At 69.2% G+C, this 14588-nt stretch carries 16 protein-coding genes; 8 read left to right on the plus strand and 8 right to left on the minus strand.

Features of this window, described 5'->3' with window-relative positions; translation table 11 throughout:
• Positions 1-7 precede the first annotated feature (7 nt).
• The gene (locus tag ACZ7M7_RS15905) at positions 8-646 is read right to left on the minus strand and encodes an HAD family hydrolase (RefSeq protein ID WP_472116883.1); all 639 of its coding nucleotides are present in this window, start codon (positions 644-646) and stop codon (positions 8-10) included.
• Between the two features lies 1 nt (position 647).
• Positions 648-1847 (minus strand): acetyl-CoA C-acyltransferase, encoded by a 1200-nt coding sequence (locus ACZ7M7_RS15910; RefSeq protein ID WP_383627799.1) that lies wholly within the window; start codon positions 1845-1847, stop codon positions 648-650.
• 228 nt (positions 1848-2075) lie between these two features.
• Between ACZ7M7_RS15910 and ACZ7M7_RS15915 the strand changes: the two genes are divergently transcribed.
• Positions 2076-2915 (plus strand): alpha/beta fold hydrolase, encoded by an 840-nt coding sequence (locus ACZ7M7_RS15915; protein WP_472116886.1) that lies wholly within the window; start codon positions 2076-2078, stop codon positions 2913-2915.
• A gap of 47 nt (positions 2916-2962) precedes the next feature.
• Positions 2963-3784, plus strand: a complete 822-nt coding sequence (locus tag ACZ7M7_RS15920) for an SCO6745 family protein (protein WP_472116889.1) — start codon at positions 2963-2965, stop codon at positions 3782-3784.
• Between the two features lie 70 nt (positions 3785-3854).
• Here the strand turns inward: ACZ7M7_RS15920 and ACZ7M7_RS15925 are convergent, their stop codons facing one another.
• A complete protein-coding gene (locus ACZ7M7_RS15925; RefSeq protein WP_472116892.1) occupies positions 3855-4625 on the minus strand; it encodes a hypothetical protein in 771 nt (256 codons plus the stop codon).
• Between the two features lie 144 nt (positions 4626-4769).
• Positions 4770-5864: a serine hydrolase domain-containing protein gene (locus ACZ7M7_RS15930; RefSeq protein WP_472116895.1), complete on the minus strand. Its 1095-nt coding sequence runs from the start codon at positions 5862-5864 to the stop codon at positions 4770-4772.
• Between the two features lie 281 nt (positions 5865-6145).
• Here ACZ7M7_RS15930 and ACZ7M7_RS15935 point away from each other — a divergent pair, with 281 nt between their 5' ends.
• Entirely contained in the window at positions 6146-7105 is a 960-nt protein-coding gene (locus ACZ7M7_RS15935) for an SDR family oxidoreductase (RefSeq protein ID WP_472116897.1), read from the plus strand.
• 2 nt (positions 7106-7107) lie between these two features.
• On the opposite strand, the gene ACZ7M7_RS15940 is transcribed toward ACZ7M7_RS15935, so the two are convergent.
• Positions 7108-8319, minus strand: coding sequence for an erythromycin esterase family protein (locus tag ACZ7M7_RS15940; protein ID WP_472116900.1), 1212 nt, complete (start codon positions 8317-8319; stop codon positions 7108-7110).
• Positions 8320-8377: 58 nt separating this feature from the next.
• Between ACZ7M7_RS15940 and ACZ7M7_RS15945 the strand changes: the two genes are divergently transcribed.
• A complete protein-coding gene (locus tag ACZ7M7_RS15945) occupies positions 8378-9127 on the plus strand; it encodes a TioE family transcriptional regulator (protein ID WP_472116903.1) in 750 nt (249 codons plus the stop codon).
• A gap of 252 nt (positions 9128-9379) precedes the next feature.
• On the opposite strand, the gene ACZ7M7_RS15950 is transcribed toward ACZ7M7_RS15945, so the two are convergent.
• Positions 9380-9838, minus strand: a complete 459-nt coding sequence (locus tag ACZ7M7_RS15950; RefSeq protein ID WP_383602371.1) for an SRPBCC family protein — start codon at positions 9836-9838, stop codon at positions 9380-9382.
• Positions 9839-10027: 189 nt separating this feature from the next.
• Between ACZ7M7_RS15950 and ACZ7M7_RS15955 the strand changes: the two genes are divergently transcribed.
• Positions 10028-10519 (plus strand): flavin reductase family protein, encoded by a 492-nt coding sequence (locus ACZ7M7_RS15955; protein ID WP_472117983.1) that lies wholly within the window; start codon positions 10028-10030, stop codon positions 10517-10519.
• Between the two features lie 21 nt (positions 10520-10540).
• Here the strand turns inward: ACZ7M7_RS15955 and ACZ7M7_RS15960 are convergent, their stop codons facing one another.
• Positions 10541-11173, minus strand: a complete 633-nt coding sequence (locus tag ACZ7M7_RS15960) for a TetR/AcrR family transcriptional regulator (protein ID WP_472116906.1) — start codon at positions 11171-11173, stop codon at positions 10541-10543.
• Positions 11174-11368: 195 nt separating this feature from the next.
• Here ACZ7M7_RS15960 and ACZ7M7_RS15965 point away from each other — a divergent pair, with 195 nt between their 5' ends.
• The 3 genes from ACZ7M7_RS15965 to ACZ7M7_RS15975 are packed head-to-tail and all read left to right on the plus strand — an operon-like array spanning position 11369 to position 14365.
• Complete coding sequence (locus ACZ7M7_RS15965; RefSeq protein WP_472116909.1) at positions 11369-12775, plus strand: MFS transporter; 1407 nt, start codon at positions 11369-11371, stop codon at positions 12773-12775.
• Entirely contained in the window at positions 12772-14061 is a 1290-nt protein-coding gene (locus ACZ7M7_RS15970) for an FAD-dependent monooxygenase (RefSeq protein ID WP_472116912.1), read from the plus strand. Before ACZ7M7_RS15965 ends, ACZ7M7_RS15970 begins: the two co-directional genes overlap by 4 nt.
• A gap of 1 nt (position 14062) precedes the next feature.
• Positions 14063-14365: a hypothetical protein gene (locus tag ACZ7M7_RS15975; RefSeq protein WP_472116915.1), complete on the plus strand. Its 303-nt coding sequence runs from the start codon at positions 14063-14065 to the stop codon at positions 14363-14365.
• On the opposite strand, the gene ACZ7M7_RS15980 is transcribed toward ACZ7M7_RS15975, so the two are convergent.
• Positions 14269-14547, minus strand: coding sequence for an MmyB family transcriptional regulator (locus ACZ7M7_RS15980; protein ID WP_472116918.1), 279 nt, complete (start codon positions 14545-14547; stop codon positions 14269-14271). The genes ACZ7M7_RS15975 and ACZ7M7_RS15980 overlap by 97 nt on opposite strands.
• Between the last annotated feature and the right edge of the window lie 41 nt (positions 14548-14588).

Below are 14588 nucleotides of genomic sequence, written 5' to 3' on the forward strand. Positions count from 1 at the left end.
TGGATCGTCAGGTGGTGATCCCGAAGCGTTCGGCGAGTTGGCGGCGGGTGTCGGCGGCGCTGGTGTGCAGTACGCCCTCGATTCCGATCCGCGCCGCTCCGTCGAGGTTGTGCTGCAGATCGTCGATCATGACCGCCTCCTCGGGGTCAATGCCGAGGCGTTCACATGCGATCGCGTAGATCCGCCGGGAGGGTTTGCGGATCCCGACCTCCGCGGAGATGACGATCACATCGGCGACAGCGGCGAGTTCGACCCCGTCGTAGGTTCCGGTACCGAAGGAGTTCGACACGAGCGCAACGGGACGGCCGGCGGCTCGGAGATCACCGAGCAGCGCGAGCATGTCCTGGTCGATCGACATTGCCGCCTGCATGCGGGCCGTGAGCCCCTCGGCCACCACGTCGGCGCCGTGCGCACGGAGCCGTTCGGCGAATCCTCGCTCGAACGCCTCGGCGTCGATACGGCCGCACTCGTGGTCGACGAGGAGGGTGCGTGATGCCTCGTCCCGGCGGAGGAGGTCGAGCGGCAAGCGCGGGTCCCCGCCGAGCGAGGCGCCGAAGTCGGTGAAAGCCTGCAACACACTGGAGGTGATGACCCCACCGAAGTCCACGAGGACCGCGGTTCGCGCCTTGTCCGTCACTGTCGACACCTCAGGCAACCTCGAACAGTCCGGCTGCGCCCATTCCGCCGCCGATGCACATCGAGATCACCACGTACCGGACGCCCCGGCGCTTGCCCTCGATGAGGGCATGCCCCACGAGTCGGGCGCCGGTCATTCCGTACGGATGGCCGACCGAGATGGCGCCGCCATCGACGTTGAACCGCTCCGGGTCGATGTGCAGTTCGTCCCGGCAGTACAACGCCTGGGAAGCGAACGCCTCATTGAGTTCCCACAGGCCGATGTCGTCAATGGTGAGGTCGTGCTGCTTCAGCAGCTTCGGAATGGCGAACACCGGCCCGATGCCCATCTCGTCCGGCCCGCATCCGGCAACGGTCATACCCCGGTAGACGCCCAGCGGTTCCAGCCCGCGGCGCTCGGCCTCCTTCGACTCCATCAGCACCGACGCCGAGGCCCCGTCCGACAACTGCGAGGAGTTGCCCGCCGTGACGCCGGAATGCTCGCTCACCTGACCGTCCGGCAGCACCGGCACCAACCCGGCCAGGCCCTCGAGCGTCGTCGACGCGCGGTTGCCCTCGTCCCGGGTCAGGGTCACAGCCTCGTCCCGCACCTCCCCGGACTGCTTGTCGAGGACCTTCTTGACGCTGTCGAGCGCGACGATCTCATGGTCGAATCGGCCGGCGTCCTGCGCGGCAGCGGTGCGCTGCTGCGACACCAGCGCGAACTCGTCCTGGCGTTCCCGGCTCACGCCGTAGCGCTCGGCGACGATCTCCGCCGTGTGCAGCATCGGCAGATAGATGTCCGGCTTGTGCTCGACGAGCCAGGGATCCGCCATCCGGTGGGTGTTCATGTGGTCGTTCTGGACCAAGGAGATCGACTCGACACCGCCGCCGACGGCGACCTGCATTCCGTCCGCGATTATCTGCTTGGCGGCCGTCGCAATGGCCATCAGACCCGACGAGCACTGACGGTCGATCGTCATCCCCGACACGATGTCCGGAAGTCCGGCGCGCAGAGCGGCCTGACGCGCGACGTTGAAGCCCGAGGACCCCTGCTGCACAGCGCAGCCGAAGATCACATCCTCGACCTCACCTCCCTCGAGCCCGGCGCGCTGCACGGCGTGCGAAAGGGCATGGGCGGCAAGTTCCTGCGCCGGGGTGTCGTTGAACGCACCGCGGTAAGCCTTTCCGATCGGCGTCCGTGCCGTCGAAACGATGACTGCTTCCCTCATGTCGCCTCACTGTTTCCTGTTGGTCCGGTTCGCCCGGGACCGTCGGGGCCGGAACTCCGAATGCCGCGAGCCGGCTCGATTGCGCATGTCATGGCCGCAGGGGTGACAGGGGTCGGCCTGGCCACTCGTTATAGTTGAATTCGACGTCAGATTCAATCGGCCCGGGAGTCTTGACAGTCCGCCTCCTTCCCGGGAGGGTACCGACCAGTCGGTACAATGAGGTGGATCGTGACTCAGCTGAGCATCTCCACGGGTGCGGGCGTGTTCGACGCGATCGTGGCGGGCCCGCCCGAGGGCCGCCCGGTGCTGCTGCTGCACGGCTTCCCGCAGACGGGGCTGGTGTGGCGACGGCAGATCGAGGCGTTGGCCGCACACGGCTACCGGGTGGTGGCACCCGACCAGCGTGGGTACTCCCCCGGTGCCCGCCCCCAGCGGCCCGAGGACTATCGCATCGGCCTTCTCGTCGATGACGTGGTCGCGATCAGTGAGGAACTGGGCTGGCCGGCGTTCGACCTGGTCGGCCATGACTGGGGAGGCGCGGTGGCCTGGTGGACCGCGCACACCCACCCCGGCCGCGTACGCACCCTGACGATTGTCTCGACCCCGCACCCCGGCGCTCTGGCCACCGCCCTGCGCACCGACCAGGATCAGCGCAAACGCTCCCAGTACATGCTCGACTGGCGCGACACACCCGCGACCGAGGAGCGCATGCTCGCCCACGATGCCCAGGAGCTTCGCGGTTTCTACGCCGGAGGGGTCCCGCAGGACAGTGCGGACGCCTATGTGCGCCACCTGTCCCGGCCGGGCGCTCTCACCGCGGCACTGAACTGGTACCGGGCAGGCCGCCCCGACGGCGCGATCGACGTCATCGACCTGCCCACGCTGTACGTCTGGAGCACCGAGGACATCGCGTTCGGCCCGGCAGCCGCGCAGGAGACCGAGCGATGGGTCACCGGGCCGTACCGGTTCGAGACGCTCCAGGGCGCCGGCCACTGGATCCCCGAGGAGGCGCCCGAGACACTGAGCCGCCTGCTGCTGGAACACCTGCGCGCGCACGGCGAGTACTGACCCCGCAGCTCATATCCCGTTCGTCGACTCTCCGCAAAGGTGACCCCATGGAGACTGCGCGTGCGGCCTGGCGCCGCCTCGAGCCCGTCCACGCAATGATCTACTTCGTCCCCGAGGGGAGGCGACGGTACGCGGACCTGGGCCTGAGCCGTCGCGCCGGGTACTTCACCTCCAGGAGCGCCGCGTTCGGCCGCTCATCCGCCGAACTGGTCATCTCGACCTTCTACAACTTCAACCCCGATTTCGTACGGCAGGCGGTGGACGGAGCCTGGGACGCAACTACGCCGCAGCAGGTGTTGGACGCGCGGTACGCAGCGGCGGGCGATGCCCTGCGACGGGCGGGAATCCACGGGTTGCCCAACTTCGACGAGGTGCTGGCACTGACCCGTCGGGCCGCCGAGGCGGCCTGCGAACACGCGCAGGGCCGCCCGCTGTTCGCCGCGCATGCCGCACTGCCGTGGCCGGAGGAGCCGGTACTGCAGCTGTGGCACGCTCAGACACTGCTCCGGGAGTTCCGTGGAGACGGCCATGTCGCGTGTCTGCTGAGCGAGGGCGTCGGAGGATTGGAGGCCCTGGTTCTGCACGCCGCGACCGGTGAGGTTCCCGTCGACTTCCTCAAGGCGAGCCGTGCGTGGCCCGAGGAGGAGTGGGCCGGCACCCAGGAGCGCCTACGCACGCGAGGTCTCCTCGACGGCGACTCCCTCAGCCCGGAAGGCGTGCACCTGCGCCGGCACATCGAGGACCGCACCGACCGCCTGGCCCTCCCCGCCTACGCCGTCCTGGGTGACGCCGACTGTGAACGTCTCGCCGAACTCGCTGGCCCCTTCGGCCGCGCCGTCGTCGAAGCCGGCCTTCTCAGTCTCGGCTGACCGGATCTTCGTCCACTCGCCTGGACGTAAAGACGCCTGTGTCAGGAGCTCTCAGAAGGCGAAGGAGCGTTCAGTCGACCTCGCCGGTCTCACGCAGGAGGTCGTGGTCCGCCTCCGGAGCCGTCAGCGGGCCGGCCTTACGCGTGACCGGGACGCACGCTTCTCCGGCATCCTCCAACAGCTTCTCCAGGTCCTCGATGCGGAGATAGCAGTCACCATCGACGCCCCAGTCACGGCCCCATGAGTTGCGCAGCCGCACAACGGGGATCGTGCCGTTGTGTCCGTTGAGACGCGCCTTGAACGAGACGCCGCGGACGAGGATCGCATGGCCACCAGTGCCACCCTCAGACACTTCGAGCAGTCCGTTCGGGGCCGGCTCCATCATCGAGTCGTACCAGTTGACACCGATGACGACGGGGCCGAAGTAGCCGAGCGTGCGCAGCACGTCGTCGACACCGAACGCCCAGCGGTACTCCTCCATGTATCCACGGGCAACGACCGCCTTGGCGCCCGCCAGCACCGAAGTACCTTCGTAGTTCTCACCGGGCCACTCATCGAGCCGCTGCGCTTCCCGGTACACCTTGCGCGCGAATCCGTCGTCCACGCCGGGTACCTGCACGGGGGTGGCGATGAGCTCATGAGACCAGGCGAAGCCGACGCAGGCACCCTCGCGGCCCTGGTCGAGCCAGCTCGGACAGGCCCATCCGGCCGAGCGCAACGGTGCCCGCTCGGCAACCAGCGCCCGAATCGGAAAGTTCCTGCTGCGCTCGTCGAACTGCGGGACCCGGTCAAGGCGCGGATCGAAGGTCGTGTAGCCGTTCTTCAAAGGCAGGGCACTCATGTGGCTCCTCGTATCGCTGCAACGGTAACCAGTTGACCGGAGCCCGCACCGGAGCGCACCCGGAGTGCCTGGTTCTTACGCCAAGCGAGGCGGGTGCATGTCGAGAACGCGGCGTAGGACGAGCGGAGAAGCGCCCCCTGCGCGTCACGCGCGGGGCGGCACCGCCGATGACACCTCGGCCAGGAGGCGTTCCACCTCGGTGCCCCAGCGCGAGGCGATCACCAGGTCGCGTGCCGGGTCCACCCACAGCAGGTGGTTGCCGCCATTGCCGCGGGCGCAGCGGCCCGTGCGCGGTGCCCCGGGCCATACCGTGCCCTGGTCGTTGAGCCACCACGACAGGCCGTACTCGGGCTTGACCCGGCAGGGAGTCCACAGCTCCTCGATCCAGCCCCGCGACAGGACCTGACGCTCCCCCCATCTCCCGCCGCGCAGACACAGCATGCCGATGCGGGCCAGGTCCAGGGCGCTGATCCACAGGCCGCCACCCCAGTGCGCGCCTCCGGAGACCACAGGTACGTCCGTGCCGTCGATGTCGACCACCGAGTTCTCGTAGCCGTGCCAGGACCAGCCGTCGGAGGCGCCGACCGGCGTCATGACCCGCTCGCGCAGCACGTCCGGCAGGGCACGGCCGAACAGGACCGTGAGCGCCAGAGCCGTCAGGTTCACCCGCACGTCGTTGTAGGCCCAGCCCGCGCCGGGCGCGCCGCCCGCCGACTCCGTGCCCTCGCGGGTGCTCTGCGCGTCCACCCAGGTCGGCTTGGACCACAGCTCTCCCTCCCACTGGCTGGTCTGGTCCAGCAGGTGGCGCCAGGTGATCGCACGCCCGTGGGCCGTGCCGAACTCGGGCAGGTCCACCGACTCCGACACGGGCTCGTCCAGGCGCAACGCCCCGTCGTCGAAGGCGACTCCCGCCACCAGCGACAGCACGCTCTTCGTGGCGCTGTAGGCCATCTCCGCCCGGGTCGGGTCGCCCCACGAGGCCAGAACCCCGCCGCGCCGCACGACGACACCGCAGGCACCCTGACCGTCGAGGAGCGGACCGAGGACCTCGCGGTGGGAGGCGTCCGACACCTGGCGGGCGAGATACGCCGCCATGTCGTCGATGCCCGCCACCGCCCGCCCCGCCTGGGCCCGCACGGCCTGCGCGAGAGCTGCCGCGGCCACTCCCTCCCAGGGGTCGCCGGCCCGGTCCCGCTCCAGCAGCACCTCACCGCCGTACCGCGATGTCCCCGCTTCCACGCCACACACCTCCGTCATCGTCGGCGCACATGTCATCCGCCCTGCCACTCGCCGACGTGCTCAACGCCTACCCTCAACGGAGCGCGTCCTGCAGGCCGCTCCTGCACTGCCGGCGCCCTACTGGGCCTGCGCTCAACGAAGTTGTCGCAATACACCCTGGTAGACTTCCCGGCCTCGATCCGCAGCCGTGAGGCCCTGCGGCCATGGACACGGCAGAGCCGTCCGGTGGCCGGGGCCGGTCCCGGTGCAAGATCTCCGCTCACGCGTTGGAAGGTCTTGCTGTGGACAGGTTCGAGCAGAGTGAGAAGAAGCCGGTCACCGAAGGCATCTGCCTGCTGACCGTCGTCAGCCCGCGCAGGGACGAAGGCAACAGCCCGACCGGGATCGTCGGCCGGTGCCTGGCCCGACAACTGCTCGCCATGGGGCGGCACGTGCGGGTGATCGCGGAGCCGGACCAGTGCGATGGCTGGCCCGACACCGTCGACGTCGTGGAAGGGTCCATCACCCGGCCGCTGGAGTGTGCCCGGGCCTTCGACGGTGTTGAGGCCGTGTTCCTCGCCGGTGCCCATCCGTCGACGGTCCAGGACGCCCTCGCCCTGGCGCGAAACGCCCGCGCCACCAAAGTCGTCGTGTTGTCGTCTCATGGCCCCGAGTACGAGGCGGCCCATCCGCCGGAGACCTGGTTCTGGCTGGCGATCGAGAAGGCGGTGGAGCGCTCGGGCATCGCCTGGACGCACATCCGGCCGTCGGCTGTGATGGGTGCCGTCCTTGAGGGCACCTACCCGGCAACAGGGTCGGACTGGTCCGACACCGTCCGCGCCGACGGAGTGGTCCGGGAGGCCTTCCTCGATCAGGGCCACTACCCCTTCATCCACGAGGAGGACCTCGCGGCCGTAGCGGCCGCAGCCCTGATCAGCAACGAATACACCGGGATGGTGGTCGAGGCCGCGGGCCCACCGTTGAGCACACGTGCACGGATACGGAGCATCGCGACCGCTCTCGGCCGCGACATCGGCACGGTCGATCTGGCGGCGGATGAGAGTCGGGAGATCTGGCGGCGCCGTGGCTGGCCGGACGGTGCGATCGACGTGACCTTGTACGCACTTGAAGAGTACGGCGCCCGCTTCGACGAACTCGTTCAGTGGACGGCCGACCAGCGGCCGTCCGTGCAGGACATCATCGGCCGCCCTATGCGGACTTATGACGACTGGGTGAGCGAGAACATCGACTCATTGCGCTGACCTCAGCTGTGCGGGACGTCCGGGACGTCCTTCACGAACACGATGCCGTCGGTGTCCGCCAAGTGGGCCGGGTCGAACGAGGCGTAGCCGAACCAGGAGGATTCGCGGAGCGGGGGCGGCGTTTCGCCGAGCGCGGCGGCCAGGCGCGGGGCGTCGATGACGCAGCGGTCGTCCGGGAGCGCGTACAGGAGCCCTTCGAGGGTGTCGGGGGGCGGGGTGTCCACTCCTCGGTGTCGGATCGTGCCGAGGGTCGTGGCCACGAAGGCGTATTCGTCACCGAGTTGGGCGCTCACCAGTGCACCGGCGCTCCACCATTGCACGGGCCCCTGCCACATCTGCATCGTGCTCTTCTCCCGCTGGAGATGGGAGTTGTGGGCGTGGATGAATGCCGGGCCGCGAGTGGCAACGGCGAGGAGGTTGTGGGACATCAGCAGATCCCGTTGTGCGCACAGCCGGGTCATGCGCGCCGGTGAGGTGTCGGCCATCCAGTGGTGGTAGCGCAGCAGGCCGGTCGCGGTACGTCCGTACAGGCGTGCCCGGTCCCAGTCGTCCCGTGCGGTCGCCGTGAGCAGGTGAGGGGTCTGGGCGTCGAGCAGCGCGACCAGATCGTCGGCGAGCAGGCGCAGTTGACCGGCGTCGGCGGACTGGCCCACGGACTGGGCCGGGTCCATCATCGCGGCGGGCTCGGTCCACCGGTCGTCGGCACCGAGCAGGCGGTTCAGTGTCTCCGCGGTGCAGGGGAGCAGATCCGCGTCCACTCGGGCCGCGAGGTAGCCGTGGAGTGCGGTGAGGGCCTGTCGGGGGCTCGCGGCGCGGGTGATCTCCAGCGGGCCGTCGAAACCGGCGAAGCGGAGTTGCTCGGACGCGGGCCGGCCGTCGTTGTGGGCGCGCATCCAGCGCACGAGCTCGCGGTTGCCCGCGTAGGCGCCCCAGCCGTGGCTGAACCCGTACTCCATGACCTCATCGAGAGACCCGCTGCCGGAGGTGACGTAGTCGTCCACGAGCAGGCCCATCATGCAGTCGCTCTCGATCGCGATCGTCCGGTAGCCCTCCTGCTCGACGAGTTGCCGGAACAGCTCGTTGCGCAGTTCGAGCAGCGTGTCCTCCCCGTGGGTGGGCTCGCCCAGGGCGAGCAGCCGGGGCCGGGCGGGCAGCAGCCTCATGACCGCCGCAGCCTCGAAGGATTGGACGGCATCCTTGATGTGAGTCGCCATGCCTTCAACGGTATCGTTGAATCTCCGGTTGAAAGTTTCTCGCGATATCGGCAGGGACATGGGACAGAACCTTCAAACCGAGGAACGGCTCAGGCCGGTCGATCTGGCGCGCGGGCACGGTCTGTCCACGCAGGCCGTCCGGAACTACGAGGAGGCCGGCATCCTTCCGGCCGCCGGCCGCACACCCCACGGCTACCGCACCTACACCTCGCTGCACGCGGGGGCTCTGCGCGCCTTTCTCGCGCTGGTGCCCGGCCACGGCCACCAGACGGCGACGTCGATCATGCGGGCCGTGAATCGGGGCGCCGTCGACGAGGCGTTCCGTCTCATCGACGAGAGCCACGCCCAGCTCCTCGACGACCGGCGGACCCTCCAGGCAGTGGAAGGCGCCCTGCGCGACCTGGCGCCCACTACAGCGGCCGAGCCGGGTGGGCGGTCCGGGCCAGTCGCGGTGTCCGGGGCCGGCGGAACCTTCATCGGGCCGCTGGCGGAGGAACTGGGAATCCGGCCCGCGACGCTGCGCAAGTGGGAACGCGTCGGCCTGGTGACGCCCCGCCGTGACCCGCGGACCGGGTACCGCCGCTACGACGAGACCGACGTGCGGGACGCCCGGCTGGCCCATCAACTCAGGCGGGGCGGCTACCTGCTGGAGCAGATCGCCCCGCTGATCGCCCAGGTGCGGACGGCCGGCGGTCTGGAACCCCTGGAGGCCGCCCTGTGTGACTGGCGCGGCCGACTGTCCGCCCGCGGACGGGCGATGCTGACCGGGGCCGCGGAGCTGGAGGCATACCTCCGTCAGCGAGGATAGGTTCTGGCCGCGGGCTTCTACGTCGCTGAAGCCGGCCTTGCTGCTGGAGAACTCGGCCCGCTGAAGCCGACCACTGCGGTGCCGGCTATCGGAGGCATTCCCCGGAACGTGGGCGCGGTCTGCCTTGAACGCGAGGCACGAGCAGGCGGCTTCGAGGTAGACGTGAGGCTTGCTCGCAGCGGATGGGCGACGAAGCCTCGCCAACTGCGCGGCAGCCGAGGCGCCACTCCGCCGCGCAGCTACTCAAAGACGTCAGCGCTGCGCGATCGCCGCTTCAGCCGCTGCCTTGATCCGGGCACCGAAGGCGTTGGCATCCTTGCGGGCGGCGGCGAGTGCAAGGCCTACCAGGAGCTTGCCGACGCCGTGGCCCTCCAGGACGTTGTAAATGCGGACCCGGGTCCTGCCCTCGGCAAGGGACTCCAGGTCGTAGCCGCCTTCGCGGACCGTGACGGTGTTCTTCGATGCCTCGGCCCACCGGATTCGCACCGGGGCTTGGAGGTCGGTGATGCGGAACTCCCTGGCAGTCTTCATGCCGGCGTCCTTGACCGTGCTGCGGAAGACCGTACCGACGGCGGTCGGGGCGTCCGGAACCCGCTCGATCCCGAGCACTCGGGGGCTGAACTGCGGATCGTTGCGTCCGTCGGCGAGGTACTCGAACACCGCCTCGACAGGTCGATCGACCTCGACCGTCGCTTCAAACTGTCCTGACATCAGCGCTCCTCGTATCGGCACCGTGACCCTATGGGACCACCGAGCATCTCGCGAGGCGAGGAGCGCAGCAACGAGGGCGGCCAATTGGGCAGTACGGCAACGTCCGCCACCGAGCCGAACGGGGTCGGGCCGCGACGGGTCCCGACCGTGCCGGTTCATGTGCCGGCAGGAGCGGGCGGATAGGTGAACATGGTCGGCATGGACGCGTTCACTGCCAGGCTCAACCCCGACATGTACGTCGTCACGGCCACGGCCGGGGACGAGCGGGCGGGCTGTCTCGTGGGGTTCGCCTCGCAGTGCTCCATCCGGCCGGTGCGGTTCGTGGTGTGGCTGTCGAAGGTGAACCGCACTTATGAGGTGGCCTGTGCGGCCGACTTCCTCGCCGTGCATCTGCTGACCCGGGAGCAGCAGGAACTCGCCGCCTTGTTCGGTGGCGAGACCGGTCACCAGGTGGACAAGTTCGCGCGTACCGCTTGGGCCCGGGGGCACAGTGGGGCCGCCGTGCTGCAGGACGCGTGCGCGTGGTTCGTCGGCAGTGTCGAGCAGAAGATCGACGCCGGCGACCACGTCGGCTTCATCCTGGCTCCCGTGCAGGGCAGCGAGGGCGGGAACGCCGACGGCCCGGCGCTGCTGCGGCTCTCCGATGCCCTCTCCATTGAGCCCGGGCATCCGGTGGGCTGAAGGGGGCTACGGCCCCCAGCCCTACCTGGTCCGGTAGGCCCGGAGAAACGTCCGCACTCCCTCGACGACGAGCGGCCGGACACGGGCATCCTCCGTGGCGTTCGCCGAACCGAGCCTGTCCAGCGCGACGCCGAACGTCAGGGCGATGAACTGGTCGGCCGCGAGGCGCGGGTCGGGGACCTCGAGCAGCCCGGCCGCGGCGAGGGCGGCGAATCGCTCGGCAATTGCCTCGTCGGGGGTGTCGGCCATGGAGTTGTAGCCCCGGTGCGGCAGGTGGGCGGATTCCGCCCGGACCAGTCGTTGCAGGGTTGCGTACTCCGCCGAGCCGAGCATGTCGGTCGCGATGCGCATCGAGGACGTGACCAGGGCGTCCTCGAGTTCGGCGTCCTCGGTGAGGTCGGTGAGGGTGTCGTCGAGAGTGCGCCGGATCGTGGTGACCAGTGACTGGCCGACGGCGTCGACGACCGCTTTCAGCAGCGTCTGCTTGTCGCCGAAGTAGTCGTAGACCGTCCGCTTGGACACCTCGGCCCGGGCGGCGACCGCGTCGACGCTGGACCGGTCGAAGCCGTCGGCGAGGAACAGTTCCTGGGCCGCCGAGAGGATGGCGGCCCGCTTCGGCGTGGACCCCTCGCGCAGCGTCTTCGTGGTCGGCATGGGTACATCGTAACCGTCCTACACTGCACGGTGTAGTGTAATCTCGAACTCATGGCACGGGCCGCACTCGTACACCCGCTCCGCCCGGTGGGGCCGTTCATGCGCCAACTCGGCCGCCACTGCCCCGGGTTGCACTGGCAGCACTATGCGTGCGGCCGATCCCTCACTCGCCCGGCTATGACGGAAAGGACGTCCATGACCGCAACGCTCGCTCCTTCGGTCCGCATCGGGAGGGCCGCTGTCGGGGCCCTCGGCATGCTGGCAGTCGCCACCGGTGCCTTGGAGTCGGTGGTGACGCCGACGCTCCCGCTTCTGCAACGGGAGCTGGATATGAGTCCCGCCGAAGGCGCGTTACTCAGCATCGTGCTCCTCATCACCGGCGCGCTCATCACACCCGTCGCAGGCAAGTTAGGCGACCGCTACGGCGGAAAACGGGTCCTGATACGGCTGATGGCGGTGGTCTCGGCCGGCGGCCTGGTGTCCGCCCTGGCACCGAACTTGCCCGTGCTGCTGCTCGGCCAGGTACTGCAGGGGGCGATGGTGGGCGCGCTGCCCCTGTCGTTCATCCTGGTGCGCGAACACCTCCCCGCGGGCGAGTCGAAGGTGGCCATCGGGGTGGTCAGCGGGTTGTTCGTGGGCGGCGGGATGGCGGGAACGCTGTCGGCCGGGCCCGTGGCGGAAGGGCTGTCCCGGCACTGGATGTTCGCGCTGCCGACGATCGCGGTCATCGGGGCCACCCTGCTGGTGAACAAGCTGATGCCGCATGATCTGCCGGGCCGGTCCGGCCGGTCGGCCGCCGCCGGGGTCGACTGGCCCGGCCTGGGTCTCCTGAGCGGAACGCTGGTCACTCTCATGCTCGTGCTCGCGCTGGCGCCCGACATCGCCGCGCAGCCCCTCGTGCTCGGCGCCCTCCTCGTGGTTCTGGCCGCGTTCGTGACCGGATGGATAGCCGTTGAGCGTCGTGCGGCCGAGCCGATGGTCGATCTGCGCATGCTGGCGCGGCCCTCGGTGTGGAAGTCGTGCGTGCTGACGTTCGTGATCTGCGTCGGCACCGCCGTGCCGGTCTACCTCGTCCCGCAGCTGTTCGCGGTGTCCTCCGACGAATACGGCTTCGGGGCCGGCGCCACCGAGATCGGCTTCTATCTGCTGCCCGGCGCCGTGGCCGCGTCGCTGGCCGGGCCGCTGGGTGGGATCGGGGCTCGGCGTTTCGGCTCGCGTGCCGTGGTCACCGCCGGGATCGTCATCATGGCCGCCGGACTGATCGCCCTGGCAGCCGTGCACACCGAGGTCTGGCACCTCGTCATCGGCAAGATGATGATCGCGCTCGCCAACGGCCTGTGCGTCACGGCACTGGTGACCAGCACCGCCACAACCGTCGAGCAGAGCGACACCGGCATCGCCACCAGCCTGGTTCTGGTGACTCGCGTGCTCGGCTACGCCGTGGGTGTGCAGGTCAGTGGCGCCATCCTCACCGCCGGGACCCCCTCCGGGTCGGATGTCCCGGCCGAATCGGCCTTCGTCACCGGCTTCGTCATAGCCGGCGCCGTCACGGCGCTGTGCCTGCTTGTCGTCCGGACCATGAGCAAAGGAGTCAAGGAATGACGCGCACTGACCTGCCGAGGGAGTCGACAGGGTCGCGGGAGTCGAGGGACGTCCGTACGACACCGAAGCGCAAGGTCCTGATATCCGGGGCCAGCATCGCGGGGCCCGCCCTCGCGTTCTGGCTCAACCGCTACGGATTCGCCGTGACGGTGGTCGAGAAGGCAGGCGCACTTCGTGGCGGTGGGTACCCCATCGACGTACGCGGCACCGCACTTGAAGTCGTCCGGAGGATGGGAATCCTGCCGCGACTGCGGGACGCCCACATCGACCTGCGCCGGCTGACCTTCCTCGACAGGGACGGCAGCGAGGTGGCCTCGGTCAGCCCGCACTCCGTCACCGGCGGTGTCGCGGGACGGGACCTGGAGGTGCGGCGCGGGGATCTGACCGACGCGCTCCATGCGGCGGTCCGTGACGACGTGGAGTTCTTGTTCAACGACTCCATCGACACCCTCGACCAGTCCGGCCACGGGGTCGACGTCACCTTCCGCGGGGGCGGCAGGCGTACGTTCGACATGGTCTTCGGTGCGGACGGTCTGCACTCACGTACCCGCGAGTTCCTGTTCGGCCCCGAAGAGCAGTTCCACCGATACCTCGGCTACTGCTTCGCCGGGTTCACCATGCGCAACACCTTCGGGCTCTCCCATGAGGCCGTGCTGTGGAACACCCCGGGCAGGGCCGCGGTGCTTTACGCCGTGGGGGACAACGACGACGTGCACGCCTTCCTGAACTTCGCCCAGCCGGAACCGCCGTTCGATGCGTTCCGGAATCCGGAAGCCCAACGGGACCTGGTCGCCTCGGTCTTCGCCGACGCCGGATGGGAGGTCCCGGGCATGCTTGCCGCCATGCGCGATGCGGATGACCTGTTCTTCGACGGGGTCAGCCAGATCCGCCTGCCCCGCTGGTCCAGCGGCAGGGTCGCGCTGGTGGGCGATGCCGCGTACGCGCCCTCGTTCCTCACGGGACAGGGCTCCAGTCTCGCGCTCGTCGGCGCGTACATGCTCGCCGGTTCCCTGGCCGCCCGGCACCACGCCGCGGGCTTCGCCGCCTACGAACACCACACCCGTGAGTTCGTGACCGCGAACCAGGATTTGGTCGGCGACGGTGATGCCGCACTCTTCCCGACCACCGCCCGGGCTTTGGAGCAGCGCAACGACATGCTGCGCACGCTCAGCGCGATGCCCCCCGCGGAGGGACGACCGGCCCATTCGGCCCTCACCCTGCCGGAGTTCACGCCGGTACAGGCCCCTGACATCTGTCAGGGACCGTTGGGACCGGTGGCCCTCTAGGTTGCTGTCGGTCGCCCCCTCGCAGCTGGTGCCCGTCGGCGATCACATCACCTGCGACACGGGCAACTTCTGCGCCGGCGTATGGGACCCCACGGTCGGCCAGTGGCGGGTCTTCTTCCTGTACGCCTGCAACCGTTACTACCTGGCGAACTGGCACGGCACGGGCGAGGTCATGAACAGCCAGACCGACAACGCCCAGGCGACGATCTACGGGCAGAACGGCAACGTGATCCAGACCTTCCCGGTCAGCACCGAGTCACCGGACGTGGACTGGGAGCCGGTCTGGTCGATCCGCAACTGCTGACCAGCGCTTGGGCGCCTACGCCTTGGGACGGACAAGGTCTGGTCCGGGTCATCGGGCAGGGCGAGTGCCTCGGTTCGAAGGGTGAGTTCCCCGACCACCGGGTGGTGAATGGGCTGATGCCGCCCGCGGCCATCTGACGCGACGGAGGGCTGGTCACGCTGGTCGGTGCTGTGATCATCCATGATTCCTGGATGACGCGGTCGGCCGTTGAGGGCGTACGGCC

This window comes from Streptomyces sp. NPDC111606, assembly GCF_055656945.1.

Bases quoted from the DNA above. Each gene is read 5' to 3' on its own strand.
- ACZ7M7_RS15910 (WP_383627799.1), bottom strand. From the start codon at position 1,847: ATGAGGGAAGCAGTCATCGTTTCGACGGCACGGACGCCGATCGGAAAG.
- ACZ7M7_RS15920 (WP_472116889.1), top strand. From the start codon at position 2,963: ATGGAGACTGCGCGTGCGGCCTGGCGCCGCCTCGAGCCCGTCCACGCA.
- ACZ7M7_RS15925 (WP_472116892.1), bottom strand. From the start codon at position 4,625: ATGAGTGCCCTGCCTTTGAAGAACGGCTACACGACCTTCGATCCGCGC.
- ACZ7M7_RS15940 (WP_472116900.1), bottom strand. From the start codon at position 8,319: ATGGCGACTCACATCAAGGATGCCGTCCAATCCTTCGAGGCTGCGGCG.
- ACZ7M7_RS15945 (WP_472116903.1), top strand. From the start codon at position 8,378: ATGGGACAGAACCTTCAAACCGAGGAACGGCTCAGGCCGGTCGATCTG.
- ACZ7M7_RS15950 (WP_383602371.1), bottom strand. From the start codon at position 9,838: ATGTCAGGACAGTTTGAAGCGACGGTCGAGGTCGATCGACCTGTCGAG.
- ACZ7M7_RS15955 (WP_472117983.1), top strand. From the start codon at position 10,028: ATGGTCGGCATGGACGCGTTCACTGCCAGGCTCAACCCCGACATGTAC.
- ACZ7M7_RS15960 (WP_472116906.1), bottom strand. From the start codon at position 11,173: ATGCCGACCACGAAGACGCTGCGCGAGGGGTCCACGCCGAAGCGGGCC.
- ACZ7M7_RS15965 (WP_472116909.1), top strand. From the start codon at position 11,369: ATGACCGCAACGCTCGCTCCTTCGGTCCGCATCGGGAGGGCCGCTGTC.
- ACZ7M7_RS15970 (WP_472116912.1), top strand. From the start codon at position 12,772: ATGACGCGCACTGACCTGCCGAGGGAGTCGACAGGGTCGCGGGAGTCG.
- ACZ7M7_RS15980 (WP_472116918.1), bottom strand. From the start codon at position 14,547: ATGGATGATCACAGCACCGACCAGCGTGACCAGCCCTCCGTCGCGTCA.